This window comes from Hydrogenophaga pseudoflava NBRC 102511, assembly GCF_001592285.1.
GTDB classification, from domain to species: domain Bacteria; phylum Pseudomonadota; class Gammaproteobacteria; order Burkholderiales; family Burkholderiaceae_C; genus Hydrogenophaga; species Hydrogenophaga pseudoflava.
The window spans coordinates 1-17,340 of the sequence record NZ_BCWQ01000024.1 but is presented as its reverse complement, the minus strand read 5'-3'; the positions used below and the strand labels follow the sequence as shown (position 1 = coordinate 17,340).

At 61.6% G+C, this 17,340-nt stretch carries 15 protein-coding genes, 1 pseudogene and 1 other annotated feature; of the genes and pseudogenes, 14 read left to right on the top strand and 2 right to left on the bottom strand.

The features are described from left to right. Positions 1–10: 10 nt before the first annotated feature. From HPS01S_RS20740 to HPS01S_RS21670, 3 genes and pseudogenes are all read left to right on the top strand, one after another. Positions 11–319, top strand: a complete 309-nt coding sequence (locus tag HPS01S_RS20740) for a hypothetical protein (RefSeq protein WP_066160841.1) — start codon at positions 11–13, stop codon at positions 317–319. Positions 320–666: 347 nt separating this feature from the next. Next, positions 667–1,707: a hypothetical protein gene (locus HPS01S_RS20735; protein ID WP_066160838.1), complete on the top strand. Its 1,041-nt coding sequence runs from the start codon at positions 667–669 to the stop codon at positions 1,705–1,707. Between the two features lie 21 nt (positions 1,708–1,728). Beyond that, positions 1,729–1,881 (top strand): annotated as a pseudogene (locus HPS01S_RS21670) (IS3 family transposase); the annotation flags it as partial. Between the two features lie 41 nt (positions 1,882–1,922). Here the strand turns inward: HPS01S_RS21670 and HPS01S_RS20730 are convergent. Continuing rightward, positions 1,923–2,846: a LysR family transcriptional regulator gene (locus HPS01S_RS20730; protein ID WP_084397601.1), complete on the bottom strand. Its 924-nt coding sequence runs from the start codon at positions 2,844–2,846 to the stop codon at positions 1,923–1,925. Between the two features lie 281 nt (positions 2,847–3,127). Here HPS01S_RS20730 and HPS01S_RS20725 point away from each other — a divergent pair, with 281 nt between their 5' ends. The 11 genes from HPS01S_RS20725 to HPS01S_RS20670 all read left to right on the top strand — a co-directional run bounded on the left by HPS01S_RS20725 (position 3,128) and on the right by HPS01S_RS20670 (position 16,850). Next, positions 3,128–3,700 (top strand): cupin domain-containing protein, encoded by a 573-nt coding sequence (locus HPS01S_RS20725; RefSeq protein ID WP_066160832.1) that lies wholly within the window; start codon positions 3,128–3,130, stop codon positions 3,698–3,700. A gap of 3 nt (positions 3,701–3,703) precedes the next feature. Next, positions 3,704–4,489 carry an alpha/beta fold hydrolase gene (locus tag HPS01S_RS20720; protein ID WP_066160829.1) on the top strand — a complete coding sequence of 262 codons (786 nt, stop codon included), beginning with the start codon at positions 3,704–3,706 and terminating at the stop codon, positions 4,487–4,489. A gap of 18 nt (positions 4,490–4,507) precedes the next feature. Continuing rightward, positions 4,508–5,563 (top strand): TRAP transporter substrate-binding protein DctP, encoded by a 1,056-nt coding sequence (dctP, locus tag HPS01S_RS20715; protein ID WP_084397599.1) that lies wholly within the window; start codon positions 4,508–4,510, stop codon positions 5,561–5,563. A 63-nt stretch (positions 5,564–5,626) separates the two neighbouring features. Beyond that, positions 5,627–6,784 carry an MFS transporter gene (locus HPS01S_RS20710; protein ID WP_066160824.1) on the top strand — a complete coding sequence of 386 codons (1,158 nt, stop codon included), beginning with the start codon at positions 5,627–5,629 and terminating at the stop codon, positions 6,782–6,784. Beyond that, the gene (locus HPS01S_RS20705; protein ID WP_066160820.1) at positions 6,781–7,284 is read left to right on the top strand and encodes a TRAP transporter small permease; all 504 of its coding nucleotides are present in this window, start codon (positions 6,781–6,783) and stop codon (positions 7,282–7,284) included. Before HPS01S_RS20710 ends, HPS01S_RS20705 begins: the two co-directional genes overlap by 4 nt. A gap of 10 nt (positions 7,285–7,294) precedes the next feature. Further along, complete coding sequence (locus HPS01S_RS20700; RefSeq protein WP_066160817.1) at positions 7,295–8,593, top strand: TRAP transporter large permease; 1,299 nt, start codon at positions 7,295–7,297, stop codon at positions 8,591–8,593. Between the two features lie 291 nt (positions 8,594–8,884). Beyond that, positions 8,885–10,119 (top strand): IS3 family transposase gene (locus HPS01S_RS20690; protein ID WP_157576506.1). Its coding sequence is split into 2 segments (ribosomal slippage): positions 8,885–9,176 and positions 9,176–10,119, totalling 1,236 coding nucleotides; the frame shifts between segments, so codons are not numbered across the junction. Continuing rightward, positions 9,166–9,282 (top strand) — a sequence feature (AL1L pseudoknot). (Overlaps the previous gene by 117 nt.) 71 nt (positions 10,120–10,190) lie before the next feature. Then, positions 10,191–10,511 (top strand): hypothetical protein, encoded by a 321-nt coding sequence (locus HPS01S_RS20685; protein WP_157576503.1) that lies wholly within the window; start codon positions 10,191–10,193, stop codon positions 10,509–10,511. A 35-nt stretch (positions 10,512–10,546) separates the two neighbouring features. After that, positions 10,547–11,758 carry a DUF6361 family protein gene (locus HPS01S_RS20680; protein ID WP_157576500.1) on the top strand — a complete coding sequence of 404 codons (1,212 nt, stop codon included), beginning with the start codon at positions 10,547–10,549 and terminating at the stop codon, positions 11,756–11,758. After that, positions 11,755–13,683 (top strand): hypothetical protein, encoded by a 1,929-nt coding sequence (locus HPS01S_RS20675; RefSeq protein ID WP_157576497.1) that lies wholly within the window; start codon positions 11,755–11,757, stop codon positions 13,681–13,683. The genes HPS01S_RS20680 and HPS01S_RS20675 overlap by 4 nt, the downstream gene beginning before the upstream one ends. Beyond that, on the top strand, positions 13,641–16,850 hold the full coding sequence (locus tag HPS01S_RS20670; protein ID WP_157576494.1) for a DEAD/DEAH box helicase: 3,210 nt from the start codon (positions 13,641–13,643) through the stop codon (positions 16,848–16,850). Before HPS01S_RS20675 ends, HPS01S_RS20670 begins: the two co-directional genes overlap by 43 nt. A gap of 161 nt (positions 16,851–17,011) precedes the next feature. On the opposite strand, the gene HPS01S_RS20665 is transcribed toward HPS01S_RS20670, so the two are convergent. Then, positions 17,012–17,340 (bottom strand): PD-(D/E)XK nuclease family protein (locus HPS01S_RS20665; protein WP_169803960.1); only part of this gene is annotated, 329 nt, incomplete at its 5' end.

The following is a 17,340-nucleotide window of genomic DNA, read 5'->3' as shown; positions in this document are numbered from 1 at the left end:
AGCCAGAAGCATGTGGATTTTTCTGCCGAAGAGTTTCATCAGCGTGGTCCAGAAGCCGGGTGACACGGACGTACTTACGGTTCGGGCCCGCATCAAGGGCGACATCGAATCGGTGTTCCCGCAGGCCAAGGTCGAAGTGAACCAGGGGACGGACTACAAGTACCGGGCGAGGGTGCCCCGAGAAGCCGTGGCCCAGGTGCTGCACGACCAGGTGATGAGCCTGGACTGGAGCAACTTCAAAGGAGCCGTGAAGGCCAAGAAGCGGCACGACGCCTACATGAACGTCTGGTCGGCGATGTATGCGGTGCAAGACCGCTGAATGCGAATACGTCGGCGATCCCGGCGACTGCGATGTGTGCGGTCGACCGCTGAGGGATGAACAGTTTTTCTGCGACGCGCAGTTGCCGGCCCATGGTGGCCGATGGGGCGTGCTTTGCAAGACCTGCACGGTGACCGAAGGCATCCGAGCGGGATGGGGCAGGGCGCAGTTCTACGAGCGCGAAGCATCCTGTTCGAGCGGTCCATACGCCTCTTCACAACCGGCAGAAGTGCAATGGCGTTGCGTGGCCGGGCGGCCTCCGGCCGAGGTCTCTGGATTGTCTTGACTTGTGTTTTGTCGTCGGCACACTGTGCCGCCGCACACACCTCACCTCAAAAAGAAAAGACATGCACAACAACTGGTTCAGTCGCCTGACCGGCTTCAACGAAGAGGCCTACGCCACGACGCAGGCACGGCTGGAAGTTGAGGGCAACACCCTGCGCTCCAAGGTCAACGGCCGCAGCTTTGGCATCGGCCATTTCGAAATGGTTTCGCTGGCCGAACTGCGGCAGAGGGTGGCGCAAGAGCAGGTTAACGCGGCACCGACAAAGGTGAGCATCGTCACCGGCGACGTGAGGCAGATGCACCAGATGCCGCAGTACGCGGGGGCCCTGTTCCAGGTGGCCAGCCAGTTCAACGCACTGGAGATGGTGGGACCCAGCGTCACCCCGGAAGACGGCGTGACCCGCTACGAACACGACCGCACGCAGGGGCCGGCCTGCGCCATCGCCGCAGGCGCGGCCACGATCTACCGCAACTACTTCGTGCCGGTGGGCGAGCAGATCGGGCAGAGCGCCGAGCAACAGCTGGACGGGCTGGCCGACCTCGGAGCAGCGCTCAGTGCCAAGCTGGGTTGCCCGGTCTCCGATCTCTGGCACATGCAGAACGGCTATGCGCTGGCGAGCAGGACAGGGCTGGAGAAGATCTCAGCGTTGTTGAAGAAGATGGACGAGGCAACCCGCGGCGAACTGGCCGGGCACCTGAGGATCGGCCTGCACCGGGACGTGGAGGTGACCGATGGTCCGACCTCACCGGGACCACTGGTCAGCCAGGCGTTCTGCTCGGCGCTGCCCGTGGCCTACGGCCGGGTCGCACAGCCGCACTGGCAAGGCTTCACCCAACTGGTGCTTGATGCGGCCTACGAAGCGACCCTGCTCGCAGCCGTGCTCAACCGCCGCCAGGGCGGTTCGAACACCGTGCTGCTGACCATGCTGGGGGGCGGCGCGTTCGGCAACGCGACGGAGTGGATTCACACCGCCATCGAACGCGCGCTCAAGAAGGCGCAGGGCCATGGTCTGGATGTGCGGCTGGTGAGCTATGGGCCGCCGTCGGTGCAGATGAGGGCGTTGGTGAGCGTCCAAGTGACGTTCCCCAGGCTCGATTTCTGACTGGCGCAGGAGTTCGAGGGGACTTCACGCACTGCCAGGAAGGTGTACCGCACACGAGGGCAGGCCCGTTCAGACGTATTCGATTACATCGAGTGCTTCTACAACCCCGCACGCCGGCATTCGACGCTCGGCTATCGCAGTCACGTACAGTTCGAGCAAGCTCAAAAAGCTTAGGTCGGTGTCAACGCAACCGGCAGCAGCCCATTATTGATGCTTCACACCTCGGTGAACGGCTGGGCACAAAGCGTGATTACCTTTTCACGGAACCACCGATGCAGAGCATTGGTATGCGTGCGGTCATGCCAGAGAAGAACCACGTTCAGCGGCTGCAGGGCTAGCGGCGGCTCGAAAACTTCGATGTCAGTAAAAGTTGCGAAGCGGTGCGCCACGGTGGCGGGCAGTGTGGCCAGCAAGTCGGTCTGCTGGACGATGAAAGGCACACCTAGGAAGGTTGGTTTCTGCAATGCCACATGCCGGTTCAAACCCAATTGCTGGAGTTGCAAATCGACCAAGGCGTTGTACATGGTGGCCTCGCCCGGCTCGACAGTCACGTGCTGGTGGTTACAGAACGCTTCGAGGTTGCCCGGGTCCTTCAGGAAGGGGTGGTTGCGCCGAGCGATGCCCACCAGCCGATCAGAGAACAGCGGACGTGTGCGCAGGCTGGCGGGTGGGTTCGGAAAGTAGGTGACCGAGACGTCCACCTCGCCAGCACTGAACACTTCGCCCAGGCGCTTGGGGTTGGGGCCGACCACCCGCAGCGTGACGCCAGGTGCCTGCTCCGCCATGACCTTGATCAGCGCGGGCACAAGGATGAAGTCGATGTAGTCGGTGACGATCAGGGTGATCGTGTCGCGAGCTTTGCCCGGATCGAACGACTCCATCTCGTTGAGCAGGCTGTCGATCTGATGCAGCGCGCCCGCCAGACGGGGCAGCAACTCCTGTGCCTTGGCCGTCAATACCAGGGAGTTGCCCCCTTTGACCAGCAGCGGGTCGTCGAACACGGCGCGCAGCTTGGACAGCGCGAGGCTCATTGACGACTGGCTGATTTCCAACCGCGCGGCGGCCCGGGACACGTGCGCTTCGCGCAGCAAGGCGTCTAACGCCACGAGCAAATTCAGATCCAGGTCGCGCAGTCTCAAAGGTGTGTTCGCATTCGTTTTCGATACCGGCTATCGACCAAGCGAATTGCCGAACCCAACTGTCTCCACTGTAATTGATGAATATCAAAGACAAACGGAGACAAAACATATGACCCCACAGATCCCGCCGCGCGTCTAGCGCCGGCCAGTGGCCGCCGGCACCCGCGCCGGACACGCCCCTCTTTTCCCGAAACGACGGTTTTGAACCGTCTCGCCCTATCCCGGCGCCGAAAGGCGCACGGGTGATCTTTGTCTGCTTCAGCCACAGGAGAGCACGTCCCATGACACCCAAGATCCCAACCATCCGAGTCACCCGCGAACAAATGCGCCAACGCGTGGCGCTGTTCAGTGAAATCAAGGGCCACGACGGCGGTTTGCCCGACAGCCGCTACCCCAGCGCCCAGCGCAAGCTTTACAACATCATTGGCTTCCAGCCGCCCGCCCGTGCCGACGGCACGGTGGTGGTCTCCCCGGTCGGCGACGACGCGGCCAAGAATGCCCACATCAAGATCTCCGAAGGCTTCAACCTGGGCTTCTGCGAGACCAGCCCCGGCAAAGGCCCGATGATGCACAACCACGACACCAACGAGACCTTCATGCCCATGACGGGCAAGTGGCGCTGCTCCTGGGAAGTGGACGGACAGGTTGAAAGCTTCGACCTGGGCCCCTTCGACGTGATCTCCTTCCCCGCCGGCGTGCAGCGCCGCTTCGAAAACATCACGTTCGACGAACCCGAAAAGACCCACTGGCTGATGTTCGTCATCGGTGGCGACGTGCCGGAAGCCGAGTTCTCGCCCGAGTCGCAAGCCACCCTCATCGCCGAGGGCTACCTGTCCCAAGACGGGAAGTTCTGAACCATGCGCGAACTGATCGAACGGCTGGAAGCACGCCATTCGTGGTCCTCGCTGGAAAGCGGAGGCTACGTCTGGCGCTGGCTCGATACCAAAGCCGACGGCCCACCCGTGGTGCTGCTGCCCGGCTCCATGGGCGACGGCGCGATGTTCGTGCGCACGCTGCTGTCCTTGGGTGAGCGGCTGCGTCTGATCGCAGTCACTTACCCCGAACAGAGCGACGCCGAAGGCCTGAGTCATGGCCTGAAGGCGGTCTTCGACCACCTGGGCCTGCCTTGCTCAATCGTCGTCGGTTCGTCTTTCGCGGCCTACTGGGCGCAGCATTTTGCGCGGCTGTACCCCGATCACGTGCGCAAGCTCGTGATCGGCAACGGCTTCACCGACGCCAGCGACCTCGCGGACAATCCGCTCTTCGACGCTGAATGGGTGCGCAAGACGTCGCCCGCCGAGTTGCACGCCGCATGGCTGCAGCGCATTCGCTCGACTCCGGTCAGCCCTCTGCAACAGCTGCAACAGCTGATGATGGAAGAGCGCCAGTCGCCCGAAAACCTTCACGCTCGCTTTGCCGGCGTGACCCAGTCAACCGCCTGCCCGCCGCTGTCCCTGCCGGACGACGCGATCGTGGTGCTCGACTGCGAGGACGACCCGCTGATCCCGCCCGCTGCGCGCGACCGCCTGCGCCAGGCCTACCCCGGCGCGCGCCATGTGCGCCTGCCTACCGGCGGACACTATCCCCATGTTCTCAACCCTGAAAGCTACGAGAGCCTGCTGCTCGACCTGGCCTTCGAATAACTACCTCACGGAGACATCATGAAAAAAATATCTACCCTCTTTGCTGCTGCCCTGATGGCCGTGGCCGCTGGCAGCGCCCATGCCGCCAACTACACCTTGCGCATGGGCGGTGGCCACACCACTGGCACCACCTATGTGAAGGTGTTCGACACCTTCTTCGTCGACGAGGTCGCCAAGCGCGTCAAGGCGCAGACCGGCCACAACATCCGCTTCATCAAGGCTTGGGGCGGCAGCGTCGCCAAGGTCGACGGCGGTATCGAGGCCGTGCAGAAGGGATCGCTCGACATCGTGCTGTCGCCCATCGGCTTTGAGCAGGCCCGCGCCGGCCTACTGAACTACAGCGCTTACCTGCCCTTCACCTCCGACGATCCGGTGCTGCAGCAGAAGGTGGCCACCCGCATGCTGAAGGAAGTGCCGGCGCTGCAAGCCAGCATGAAGCCGTACAACGCGCACATCCTGGCGCAGATGGTGACCGAGGCCTACAGCGTGGCCACCACCTTCGAGATCCAGCGCGTGGAGGACCTCAAGGGCAAGCGCATCGCCATGACCGGCACGAACGCGCCGCTGTTCATGCCCACCGGCGCCGTGCCGGTCACGCTGGGCATCGGCGACCACTACCAGGCCATTCAAAACGGCCTGGCCGAGGGCAGCCTGTTCTGGGTCTCCGGCATGGAGGCTTTCAAGCTGCGCGAAGTGGCCAAGGTCTGGACCAAGACCGGCTTCGGCTCGTACAGCACGCTGGCGGCGTTCATGAACATGGACACCCGCGCCAAGTTGCCCAAGGAAGTGGTCACCATCATTGACCAGGTGGCCGACGAAGCCACCGTGCGCATCGCGCAGGAGAGCAAGCAGCGCGACGCCGACATCGAGGCGCGCATCGCGACCCAGGGCGTGAAGGTGAACACCCTCAGTGCGCAGGAACGATCCAAGTGGGCCCAGCTGGTGAAGGACCTGCCGGCCAAGGCCGCCAAGGAGCTCGACGCCAAGGGCCAGCCGGCCACGCAGGTCATGAAGACCTACGTGCGCTACCTGGAGGATGCGGGCTTTAAGTTCCCGACCGACTACCCGCTCTGATCGCCCACACCGCGTGACGCCATGACGCCCACCGGCCCATCTTCGGCCCCGCTGGCAGCGCCCATGCATCCCCTGTCACTGGCCTACGTGACCGTGGTGGCGAGCCTGGCCCCGCTGGGACTGAACGTGGCCGTGGGGTTGCAGCCGGTGTTCGAGGGGCAGCCCATGGACGCCGGCGGCCGCGGTGCCACGGTCGCGTTGTTCGCGCTGGGCCTGGGCCTGGGGCAACCGCTGGCCGGCGACGCCGCAGACCGCTGGGGGCGCCGCGCCACCCTGCTGGCCGGTCTGGCGCTGGCTTGCGCCGGTGCCGTGCTGTCGGCGTTCGCGGGTCAGGAGGGCGCCCTGCTGGCGGGACGCCTCCTGACCGGCTTGGGACTGTCCACCTGTCTCGTGGTGCCCCGCACCTGCCTGCGCGATCGTCACGAAGGTGCGGATCTGCAGCGCAGCATGGCGGTGCTGGCCATGGTGTTTGCCGCGCTGCCCGCCATCACCCCGCCGCTGTCCTGGGCCATGGCCCAGGACGGCCACTGGCGAGCACCGCTGGGCATGCTGGCGGTGCTGACCGGCGCAGTGGCGTTGCTGGCCTGGCAACGTCAACCCGAGACCCGCCCGGCCGGCACCCACAAGCCGCGCTGGGTGTCCTGGGGCCGACTGGCGGTGCAACGACCGCTGCAACGGATCGTCCTGGCGTTCGCCACCATCGCTGCGCCGTTCTTCATCATCGCAGCGTCCGGACCGGCCGCGCTGCAGACCTCCACCGGAATGAGCAGCGGCTCGGCTGCCGTGCTTCTGGGCCTGACCTACCTCGGCTTTGCGGCTGGGAATCAATGGGTCCGGCTGCGCGCCGAACACTCGGGCGAGACGCTGTTCCGGCACGGCCTGCTGCTGGCCGCCACCGGCATCGGTGGTCTGGTTCTCACACTGGCGTGGCCCAGCATCTGGCTTTGGACGCTGGCGCTGACGGTGTACGCGCTGGGCCACGGCATGGTGTTTCCGGCCGCCTTTGCGCTCGCGCTGGGTGGTCAGGCGCGTCAAGCCGGCCTGGTCACCGCGGGCATCGGCAGCGTGCACATGTGCACCGGCGCAGTCGCGGCCTGGGCCGCCAGCGGATTGGCTCGCTCGCTGTCGGCCCACGAAGCCTTGGTCTACAGCACCGTCGCCGCGACGCTGCTGGCGATGGCCGCCTGGTTCATTCTTCCCCATCACAAGGACTCTTCATGAAACCGTGGATCGACCGCGCCCTGCTGGGGCTGCACACGATCGGCGCAGCCACCCTGATCGCACTCGTCGGCGTCATTGCCTACGACGTGCTGGGCCGGCTGCTGTTCAACCGCCCTTTTCCCGGCACCTTCGAAATCACCAGTGCCGGACTGGTGCTGCTGACCTTCCTGCAAACACCCCACGCGATGCGCGAGGGCAAACTGCTGCGGGTCACCTTCTTCATCGACCGCGTGCCGCCACTGCTGCGCCAAATCCTGGAAGTGCTGGCCTGGAGCATCGGCGGCGCCATCTTCCTTGTGTTCGTGGTCGCCGGCTGGGAGCCGGCCATCGAAGGCTGGAAGAGTGCCGAGTTCTTCGGCAACGAGGCCTTCCGCCTGCCCGCCTCGCCGCTGCGCTTCAGCGCACTGGTGCTCTGGCTCGCGGGTGCCGCGGTCTGCATCGGCTTCGCGGTCGAAGCGCTGCGCGGTCGCGTTGACTCTCCTTCCACTTCCACGCACTGACGAGGTCAACATGTTCATCGAAACCTGGGCCGCCCTGCTGGTGCTGGTCTTGCTCGTGATTGCGGGCGTGCCCGTCATCTTCGCCTTCGCCGGCAGCGCGCTGTTCGGCCTCTGGATTGCGCTGGGCGGTGCCTGGCCGGCCATGGACCTGGTCGGTCAGACCGCCGTCTCCGGTCTCAAGGAATACAACTTCGTGGTGATTCCCTGTTTCACGGTGATGGGCATGCTGATCGCGCATTCCGGCGCGGCCAGTGACCTGTTCAACGTCGTCAACCGCCGCCTCAAAGGCGTGCCGGGTCGGCTGGCCGTGGCCACTGTGGGCGGCAATGCCGTGTTCGCAGCGGTGACCGGGGTCGGTGTGGCGGCCGCGGCGGCGTTCAGCCACGTGGCCTATCCCGCCATGCGCGACAACCGCTACAGCCGCAGTTTCGCCACCGGCTGCATTGCCGGCAGCTCGGTGCTGGGCCTGCTGATTCCGCCCTCGGTGTTCATGATCGTGTGGGCCATCCTGACCGAACAATCGGTGGGCAAGCTGTTTGCGGCGGGTGTGATCCCAGGCCTGGTGCTGGCGTCGATGTACGCGCTGTATTGCATTGTGTTCGCCAAGCTGCGCCCGCACGCGGCACCCGAAAGCGACGATGCCGTGGTGACTGCCGACCGCCAGCAAACGCTGGGCGCGCTCTACGTGGGTCTGCTGATCGTGCTCACGCTCGGAGGCATCTGGCTCGGCTTCTTCACTCCCACCGAAGGCAGTGCGGTCGGCATGATCGGTGCGCTGGTTGTGGCCTGGGCCAAGGGCATGCGCTGGCGCGGCATTGGCCAAGCGTTCATGGAGTCGGGCCGCACTGTGACCCCCATCATGCTGCTGCTGCTCACTGCCACCATGTTCAGCAAGCTGGTCGCGCTCAATGGACTGCCGCAGGAAGTGCAGTCGATGCTGCAGTCCTGGGGGCTGGGTCCGGTGGGCACCATGGTGTTCATGGTCACGGTCTGGTTCATCATGGGCTGCATGATCGACAGCATCTCCATCATGCTGCTGACGGTGCCCATCTTCTGGCCCATCGCCATGTCCATGGGCTTCGACCCCATCGCCTTCGCTCTGATCGGCATTCTGGTGATCGAAGCGGGCGTGCTCACGCCGCCCTTCGGCATGAGCGTGTTCGTGGTCAAGGCCGCAGTGCCGGACCGCAACCTTACCGTGCGCGAGATCTTCGTGGGCGTCACACCCTACTGGGTCATGATCCTGTTCATGGCCTGGCTGATCTACGCTTGGCCGGCGCTTGCGACTTGGCTTCCATCGCGCATGTGACATGCCTGTCGAAGGTGGTGGTCGGGGTCAGATCGATGCGCTCAGTTTCGGCACTCTGGACCTCCGTCGGAGCAGATGGGGCGTTGGCGAATGCCAAAGCAGACAGCGCATAGATCAGAACTGTCGGGTTTCCGGGGTGACGTCTGTGAGCAGTCCTGTTTGCGAGTTACTCTCGTTCGAGCACCTTCCGCGCCTGATATGAGGTAAGCGGCTTGACCAGATAGTCTTTGATCAGAGGCAATTAATCGCCCCGGGTTTTGAGGAGGCTCTTTTCCCTGAGAGGATAGAGCCATGAGCAAGAAGTCAAACCAGTTTTCACCCGAAGTGCGCGAACGAGCTGTTCGCATGGTGCTGGAGCATCGGGGCGAGTACCCCTCGCTGTGGGCGGCCATCGATTCGATCGCGCCCAAGATCGGTTGTGTGCCGCAGACCCTGCACACATGGGTCAAGCGCCACGAGGTCGGCAGTGGCGTTCGCCAGGGCATCACCACTTCTGAACTGCAGCGCCTCAAGGAGCTCGAGCGCGAGAACAAGGAGCTGCGCAAGGCCAACGAGATCTTGAAGTTGGCCAGCGCGTTTTTCGCCCAGGCGGAGCTCGACCGCCGTCTGAAGTCCTGAAGGGCTTCATCGACCAGCATCGACAGGCCTACGGGGTCGAGTCGATCTGCAAGGTGTTGCAGATCGCCCCGTCAGGCTATTGGCGCCACGCCTGCGAACAGCGCAGCCCTGAGCGACGCTGCGCCAGAGCTCAACGTGACGATGTCCTGATGCCGCACATCCAGCGCGTGTGGCACGCCAACATGCAGGTCTACGGCGCCGACAAGGTCTGGAAGCAGCTCAACCGCGAAGGCATCGCCATTGCGCGCTGCACGGTCGAGCGGCTGATGCGGCGCCTGGGCTTGCAGGGCGTGCGCCGTGGCAAGGTGGTGCGCACCACGGTCAGCGACGCTCGGGAGCCATGCCCGCTGGACCGGGTCAACCGAGTGTTCAGGGCCGACAGACCCAACCAGCTCTGGGTCTCGGACTTCACCTATGTCTCGACCTGGCAAGGCTGGCTGTACGTGGCCTTTGTGATCGACGTGTACGCACGCCGCATCGTGGGCTGGAGGGTGAGCAGTTCGATGCGCACGGACTTCGTGCTCGATGCGTTGGAGCAGGCGCTGTACGCACGCCAGCCTGAGCGCGACGGCAGCCTGGTCTGTCACTCCGACAGGGGGTCGCAATACGTCAGCATCCGCTACACAGAGCGACTGGCCGAGGCCGGTATCGAGCCCTCAGTGGGCAGCAAGGGTGACAGCTACGACAACGCGCTGGCCGAGACGATCAACGGGCTGTACAAGGCCGAATTGATCCACCGGCGAGCACCTTGGAAGACCAAGGAATCGGTGGAGTTGGCCACCCTCGAATGGGTGTCATGGTTCAACCACCACCGGTTGCTCGAACCCATCGGCTACATCCCGCCAGCCGAGGCTGAGGCAAACTACTACCGGCAACTCGCCAGTCAGGTCTCTATGGTGGTGGCCTGACTTAAACCAACCGGCCTCCACGATTCCCGGGGCGGTTCACAATGAGCAATCAAATGGTGCGTCAGTCAATCATGAAGTTGAAGGTGGATGCCGCAGGAGGAGCGCCAGACTTTCAGGCGGCAGATCGAATCATGAGTCAGTACGGTGTGCAGCGGGAGCCGATGTTCAAGAGTCTCTACAACATGCGCAGCGTGGAGAGCAATACGCTGCTCAGGCATGAGTTCTTCCTTGACATGTCGACCGACGTGAAGAAGGTGCTCAATGCATCGCTGAGGGCAAAACTTGCAGTGATGAGCAAGATTTGCGAAGGTCGCGCTGAGTTCGATCGGGTTCGGACCTCCATGGAGAAAGGGCGTACGGCGTTGAAGTTGACCGTGGTGGTGGAGTTCTGATGGTGGCCGCATTCTGAATACTGAGTAACGCAGCCGTGATCGGTTGGATCCAACTTTCTCGTCAGGCCGTTGGCCAAGCGGAACAGGCTCTGCATGGCGATGAACGCGGCGTGAGAGATGAGATCGGCTTCCTGGTGCTGCACCAGGCATTTGCCGATCACTTCTTTCCCGGCACCTCGGTGTTGCACACCCGGCTGAAGTACGCGCTCTTTGTGCCCTGGCTGATCCAGGCATCCGGTGGCGATGAGAAGAGGCTCAATGACCTGGAACTGCGTTTGCAGATGCGTTTGGCGAAGGCCGATCCTGAAGGCGGTGGGGTCATTGGGGGTAGCCTGAAGAACAGGTTGCCCGCCCAGCCGGCTTCCACCATCTACTGGTCATCGCTGGCCCGCTGGGAAATTCTCTCGCCTGAAGTGTCCGGGGCCTCTGGCCGCCGTGCCGTGTTGTCAAGGTTGGCGCTGTCGCAGCGCAAGGGCAAAGAGCATCGCGGTGACGACGGTGATGTGGATATCGCTGCTGAGCGCTTCTTTGATCCAGACATGCCAGCATGCCCTGCATCGCTTCTGACCAGCGAGACCACACAGACATTCAAGTTGCTCAACGACGAGCCTGTGTTTCTTCTGAAAAAGCTCAGTGGCACCAAGACACCTGATGGGCAGCTGAGCTTGTTCGCTCGCATGGTGCGGCGAAGCGGCGAATGGAAAGAGAAGGAGCTTGAAGAGGGACTGGCTGGGTCAAGCCTGAGGCAATGTGCCTCTGCAGAGGATCAAAGTCGACTGAAGATGGCTGTCAATGTCGCCAGCCTGGCAGGCATTGGGCGAGCCGTTTATGCGGCTCTGGTGGAAAGATTGCGCGAGAAGGACGGGCAGCCGACTGAAACCACGCATCGCGATCACTTGCTCAAGGTGGTTGAGAAACACATTGAGCAAGCCCTGGCGGTGGATGTACAGAAGCTCAGCACATCGGTGCCCAATCTGCACGTGAGCAATGAGCTGATGACGGTTCTGACAAGCACACAAGAATGGCTGAAACAGGGCCATCACTCGCGCCTCAGTTCACCCATGGAGGAGGCCTACAGGCGGGCTGAAGTGCGCCGAAAAGGCGTGCTGGCTCGGTTGGCCACTAGCCAAACCGGGGTGACGCGAAGGGGCGAATGGAACCCACAGGATCACGCTTTGGCCGAACCTCTGCATTACCGCTGGCGCAATGTGAAGCGCATGGTGAGCGATCTGAGGGCCGGAGCATGAGCACAGAAGCAGATGACAAAAAGCCTGAGCACATGGCCCAGTTGGCGTGGCTAGACAGGCTGAAGCCCCCACCAGGCTGGCGCACGGACAGGGCCGTGCTCTCGACCTACAGCGCCCATCTGTCTGTGGTCGCGGCATCGCTGCTGGCCCTGGAGGGGCAAGACGCAGACGATGATGCCTCGGCACCAGGCACCCGCGTTGGTTTAGGGCGTGCATTGAGCCGTTTGCGGGGCCGGGTGCATGTCATCGTTCAGGCAGGACGGGTCACGTCAGGAGCGTCGAAGCCATCACCCATCGTGGCCCTGCTGGATCGCTTCCTGATTGAGTGTCCGTGGGATGAAAGCGCAGGTTCAGGTGGGCAATCCTGGCACGCCAAGTTTGCGCTGGTCAGGCAGGTGCCGGTCGATGACACGCATCAACGCGGTACCAGCCGTTGGGTGTTCCTGATGGGCAGCAGAAACCTGACCAAAGATGTGTCCTGGGATCTGGGCTTGCATCTCTGCGCTGAAGCAAGCGATCAGGACGTGCCCGCAGGTCACGAGCGCAAAGCTGTTGCGGGCATCCCCTCCTTGCTGGAGAGTCTGGTAGCAGAACCCTTTCTGAAAGATGCGCTAACGGCATGGCAGGCGCATCAGCCTGAGTTGAGGTCGCGCCGATGGAGCATCCCCGCCGGTTTGGATGTCAAGAAACTGGCCATGGGGCCGTTTGGCGAGTCCGGTACGGCGTTTCCTCGTATTCCGAAAGAGGCACGCAGGGTGATCGCCGTGGCGCCTTTCGTCGATGCCGCGACCGCAGCCAAGATTGCCAAGTCGGGCGCCGACAAATGCGAGCGAATTCTGGTGAGCACCGCCGCCCAGTTCGCCAAATTCACCGAGAAAAACTGGCAAAGGCTGGGGGGCTTGACATGCCACGTGCTGCCCGAGACCCGTTATGGCAACGAGCCAGATGGTGAGGAGGAAGAGCTCATCGGGTTGGATCAGGTAGGGCTGCACGCCAAGTTTCTGTTGGCTTCTCAAGGGCGTGAACACACGCTGTGGCTGGGTAGCCCTAACCTCACGCAGCGTGCGTGGGAGCGCAATGCCGAGTGTTATGTTCAGGTAGACCTGGAGCGGCGGCAGTCCGGCAAGGAAGTTCTGACTGGCATTGATGCGTTCTTGTCGATGACTTCTCCGTATGAGCCCCCCTCAAGCGAAGCGGTGGAGGAAGATGCTGAGCAATCAAGCGTTGAGAAATGTCGGACCCAGGTGGTGCAGGCGTTGAGCCACGCATGCCAGCTAGAGGAACAGGTCCGCACGTTCTTGGAAGCATCCGCACTGGTGGATGTGACATGGCCAAAAGATTTGCAGGTGAGTTGGGCGCCACTGAGTGCAAAAGACATGCAGCCTTTGGTCCTTACACGTCGCCGCTCGGAGTGGCCAGGCGAGCAAGCGCTGCACACACGCTCTAACTTGCTGCGTTTCACGCTGAAATTGGGTGATGAGAGCACCTCATGGGTACAGAGCGTCACATGGCATCCGCCCTTGGGGGCGGACCGTGACATCGAAGCCTTGCGTACCTATATGGGGCCAACACAGAGCCTGGCTTGGCTGGCTGACGTGTTGCAAGGCAAGCGTGTCTCTGAAGGCGGGGGACGGTGGGACGACGACGGGAGCGATGAGGATGACAAGCCCTCAGACCGGAGGCGTGCAAGCGGGCGTTCCTCAAAGACGGACTTGCCTACACTCGAGCAAATGCTTCGCTATTGGTTCAGTGGCAGTGGGAGTGCTGAAGAGATTGAACACATTCTGGCCGTCTGGCAGCGCCAGGGACAAGTGACGACAGCCGGGAAAAGCGACGACACCAACCAAGAAGATGTGGCGCATCTGCAGGCACTGAGCCGAGCATGGCCTGTGATCAAGAAGGCGCCCAGAGTAACCGCACGATGAAGGCGAGAGATTTTCAGGCGAGAACGATCAAGGCAGCGCTGAAGTCCTTGACCGATAAAAGCGGCTCGCGCCGCTTCCTCGTGGCCGATGAGGTCGGCTTAGGCAAAACCGTGGTGGCCAGTGGCGTGATTCAGGGCATGCAAGCGCTGATGGCGAGCCGCCCTATCAAGGTGATGTACGTCTGCGCGAACCTGGTGATTGCCCGGCAAAACGTCAAAAGACTGTTGGGCTTTTTGCCGGATGAGGAACAGCGCAACCAAGCCTTGGCCGAGATTGATCGGCCGAGCTTGCTGGTGTCAGGTGAGCCACCAAACCATCAGAAGGTTCACGTTTACTCGCTTACGCCAGTAACAAGTGTGCCGACTCTGAGAGGGCAACGCATGGATGGCAAGCTGGAGGAACGTGCGGTTGCGTTGTTCCTGGTGCAAGAAATGATGCGGCGCCGTAACGGGCGGAGGATCAACCACGACAACATGTTGGCGGCCTTCAAGGGAGCCGCAAAGAAGGAGTCACTCAACGAACGGGTGGAGCATCAGCAGCTCAACATCACCTCTGAATATCAAAACCGGTTCGAAGCATCTTTAGCCGAGCTGCTCCGAGGCGACCTTGTCGAAGCCGTGAAATCGCATGTCAAGGACGCTAGCCTGCACGCAAAGCTCGTTGGCGCATGCCGTGTGGCTATGACCGAAGCCGCGCTGAAGTCCATCAAACCTGATTTGGTGATCTTCGATGAGTTCCAGCGTTTCAGAGATCTGCTTGATGAAGACGAGGGTAATGAAACGGCGGAGGAGGGGCGCGCCGCAGTGGATGAGACGGGCTACGACCGGAACCACGCCACATCGTCGGTGCTGAAGGCGTTGCGCGGGCAAGGTCGCGGCGGCGATGGGCCGGCGCTTTTGCTGCTCTCTGCAACGCCCTATGGTCTTCCAGGAGGAGCGGCCAAGAGCACAGAAGGGAAAGAGCACCATCAGGACTTTTTCGACCTGCTCGCTTTTCTGGCTTTGGATAAGAGGCGGCTGGGCGAAATCAAGGAGGCATACCACGAGTTGCACTCATTGCTGATGGACTGGGCGCCTGGCAAATCTGAGGTGGTGGAGGCGGCAAAAATTTGTCGAACGCAGCTTGAAGAAAAGCTGCGGCCGCTGATGGCCCGTACGGAGCGAGTATCTTCCAGCGATATTCTGCAGTTGGAAGCCTTGGGATCGAATGCTTCATCTTTCTGCACCAATGAGGTGACCCAAGAGATCCGAGCCGATGACCTGACCCCGCTGGTAGACATGTTAGGCTCGTTCAAGGAAGACCATCGTCCCTGGGCCATGCCCTTGTGGCAGTCCGTCCCGTTACCCATGCAAACCCTGGGGGCGCATTACCTGGCCTGGAAGAGCCGTCGCTCTGCAACAGTGACGGTGCACCTGGACGAAGCGACCCGGCAAAAATACGGTGGGCCCAAAGAATGGCCGCATCCCCGTTTACGTTCGCTGATCGACGCGGTGTCGATACCGGATCTTGCCTTGCCATGGGTCGCACCATCCCTGCCGTGGTGGCCGTTGGAAGGCCAATGGGCCCGCTCAGGCGAGGACGATAGCAAGATTCAGGACAAGGTTCTGGTTTTCAGTCGTTTCAAAGCTGTGCCATCCGCGCTATCGGGCTTGCTCAGTTACGAGTTGGAACGCAAGTTATCGATCCAAGGTGAAAAGGGGCCTCTTCGATACGAGCTGGTCAACAAACGGACGCGCTTCAGAGGTGATGAGGACCATCCCGGCCTCTTGTGCGCTTTCCACCCTTCGTCCTTTCTCGCGATGCTCGACCCCTTAGCAGACAGCAAGGATCTCCCTGACCGTTTGAAAGGCATCCATCGCGCCAAGCAAGTCATTCGCATGCAACTTCGGGAATGGCTGAAGGAGCATGATGTCAAAGTGGTGAATGAGCAGCGGCGAGCATCTTGGCGGCGTCGATGGCGCGACTGGGAACTCGTGGTTGCAATGGAACAGTTGCAGGCCAAGGGCGTGGAGACCCCAGCCAAGGCAGCCTGGCTACGCCACTGCTCATCACCCGACCGTTCAAAGGAACTGTCGTCATTGATTAAGCGATGGTTTGATGAACCCTTCCTGCTCTATGGCGTCATAGATGAGGTCGAGTTAAACGGCCTGATTCAGTTGGCGATCTCCTCGCCAGCGGTTGTCGCCTTGCGAGCCCTGTATCGCCATTGGCCAAAAGCCATGGATGAAGGCGAGTTGCACCACACGATCGACCTCTGTTGGTCAGGCCTGAGAAGGTATCTCGATACAGCATGGTTTGAGGCAGCCATAACACGTGACAAACGAAGGCGTTACATGACCTCCGTCATGGAGGCTGTTGTCCATGGGAACCTGGAATCGGTGCTGGATGAGCATTTTTGGTTCCTGTCTCAGGCAACAGGAGAGTGGCACGAAAAATTGGCCGAGCTAACAGCGGCCCTGAGTTTGCGGGACGTAAACGTTACATTGCATAGCAACCCAGGGGATGTAGCCAACGACAGTCAATTCAAGCTGCGTTGTCATGTCGCGGTGCCTTTGGGCGCAGCTGTTCAAAGGTCAGACACCGAGGGCGCTGACAGGCAGTCGGAGTCTGAAACCAAGATTCGTGCGGACGAGGTAAAACGCGCATTCAACAGCCCATTCTGGCCAAGAGTGCTCGTGACGACGTCTATCGGTCAAGAGGGGCTGGACATGCATCCCTGGTGCGATGCCTTGCTGCATTGGGACCTGGCAGCCAACCCGGTTTCCATGGAACAGCGAGAGGGTCGAATCACACGTTTTGCCGGGCTAAACGTGAGGCGCGCCATGGCGCTTGATTGGCTATCCGCGGGTGGCCAGATGGTTTGCGGTAGCAGCCCGTGGGCCAAATTGGCGTCAGCCAAGGAGGCGGAGTATGGGGGGGGCGAGGGTAACGGCTTGAGCCCTTGGTGGGTTTACCCCGGGTCGAGTCCTCGCCATTGGGTCGTCGGCACTCTGGGCAGCGAGCAGTTTGTCCAGCACAAGTACATGCAAAAGCAAAGGGCCATCTATCGGTTGGTGCTGGGAATGCCCAATCCGGAGCATCTCTTGCAGCTGCTGCACAAGAATTTGAAAGGCCAGGAAGATGCCATGAGTGAACTGGCAGTGTTCTGTGTTGATTTGCGCCCGTAATGTCATGTCTGGATACTCATGTCTCTGTAGATAAATGGTGTGTCGGGCAGCATAGAAACGTGGTTGCCGAAAACCTTGAACTCCAGTTCCATTGAATTTCTCTCCTTGAAATAGATGTAGCGGTTCGGCCGCCATTCACTGTTCTAAAGACTTGCTTGCTATCAAATCTTGACCATCGCCGCTGAAACCGGCAGCAGCAACCACTGCTCCATGACGCTCCTGCCAGAGGCTTCGACAATCCCTTTGGCATAGGCATCCAGCTGCGGCTTGTACTCAGCTACCAGTTCATCCCATTGGCTTTCGGCATGCGGTGACGACTTGTGGTCGATCAGCACATACCCCTGCGCCGTTTCCAGCAACAGATCAATCCGCCCATTGAGCACCTGCCCGTTTGGCAGCCGCGCTTTCACCGGCACCTCGGCCCGCGCCGTGCAGCCTGGCCAGCGTTGGCGGATCCAGCTGTGAAACGCCTGGATCTGTTGATGCAGTG

Bases quoted from the DNA above. Each gene is read 5' to 3' on its own strand.
- HPS01S_RS20725 (WP_066160832.1), top strand. From the start codon at position 3,128: ATGACACCCAAGATCCCAACCATCCGAGTCACCCGCGAACAAATGCGC.
- dctP (WP_084397599.1), top strand. From the start codon at position 4,508: ATGAAAAAAATATCTACCCTCTTTGCTGCTGCCCTGATGGCCGTGGCC.
- HPS01S_RS20720 (WP_066160829.1), top strand. From the start codon at position 3,704: ATGCGCGAACTGATCGAACGGCTGGAAGCACGCCATTCGTGGTCCTCG.
- HPS01S_RS20710 (WP_066160824.1), top strand. From the start codon at position 5,627: ATGCATCCCCTGTCACTGGCCTACGTGACCGTGGTGGCGAGCCTGGCC.
- HPS01S_RS20735 (WP_066160838.1), top strand. From the start codon at position 667: ATGCACAACAACTGGTTCAGTCGCCTGACCGGCTTCAACGAAGAGGCC.
- HPS01S_RS20705 (WP_066160820.1), top strand. From the start codon at position 6,781: ATGAAACCGTGGATCGACCGCGCCCTGCTGGGGCTGCACACGATCGGC.
- HPS01S_RS20675 (WP_157576497.1), top strand. From the start codon at position 11,755: ATGAGCACAGAAGCAGATGACAAAAAGCCTGAGCACATGGCCCAGTTG.
- HPS01S_RS20740 (WP_066160841.1), top strand. From the start codon at position 11: ATGTGGATTTTTCTGCCGAAGAGTTTCATCAGCGTGGTCCAGAAGCCG.
- HPS01S_RS20670 (WP_157576494.1), top strand. From the start codon at position 13,641: ATGGCCTGTGATCAAGAAGGCGCCCAGAGTAACCGCACGATGAAGGCG.
- HPS01S_RS20685 (WP_157576503.1), top strand. From the start codon at position 10,191: ATGAAGTTGAAGGTGGATGCCGCAGGAGGAGCGCCAGACTTTCAGGCG.
- HPS01S_RS20700 (WP_066160817.1), top strand. From the start codon at position 7,295: ATGTTCATCGAAACCTGGGCCGCCCTGCTGGTGCTGGTCTTGCTCGTG.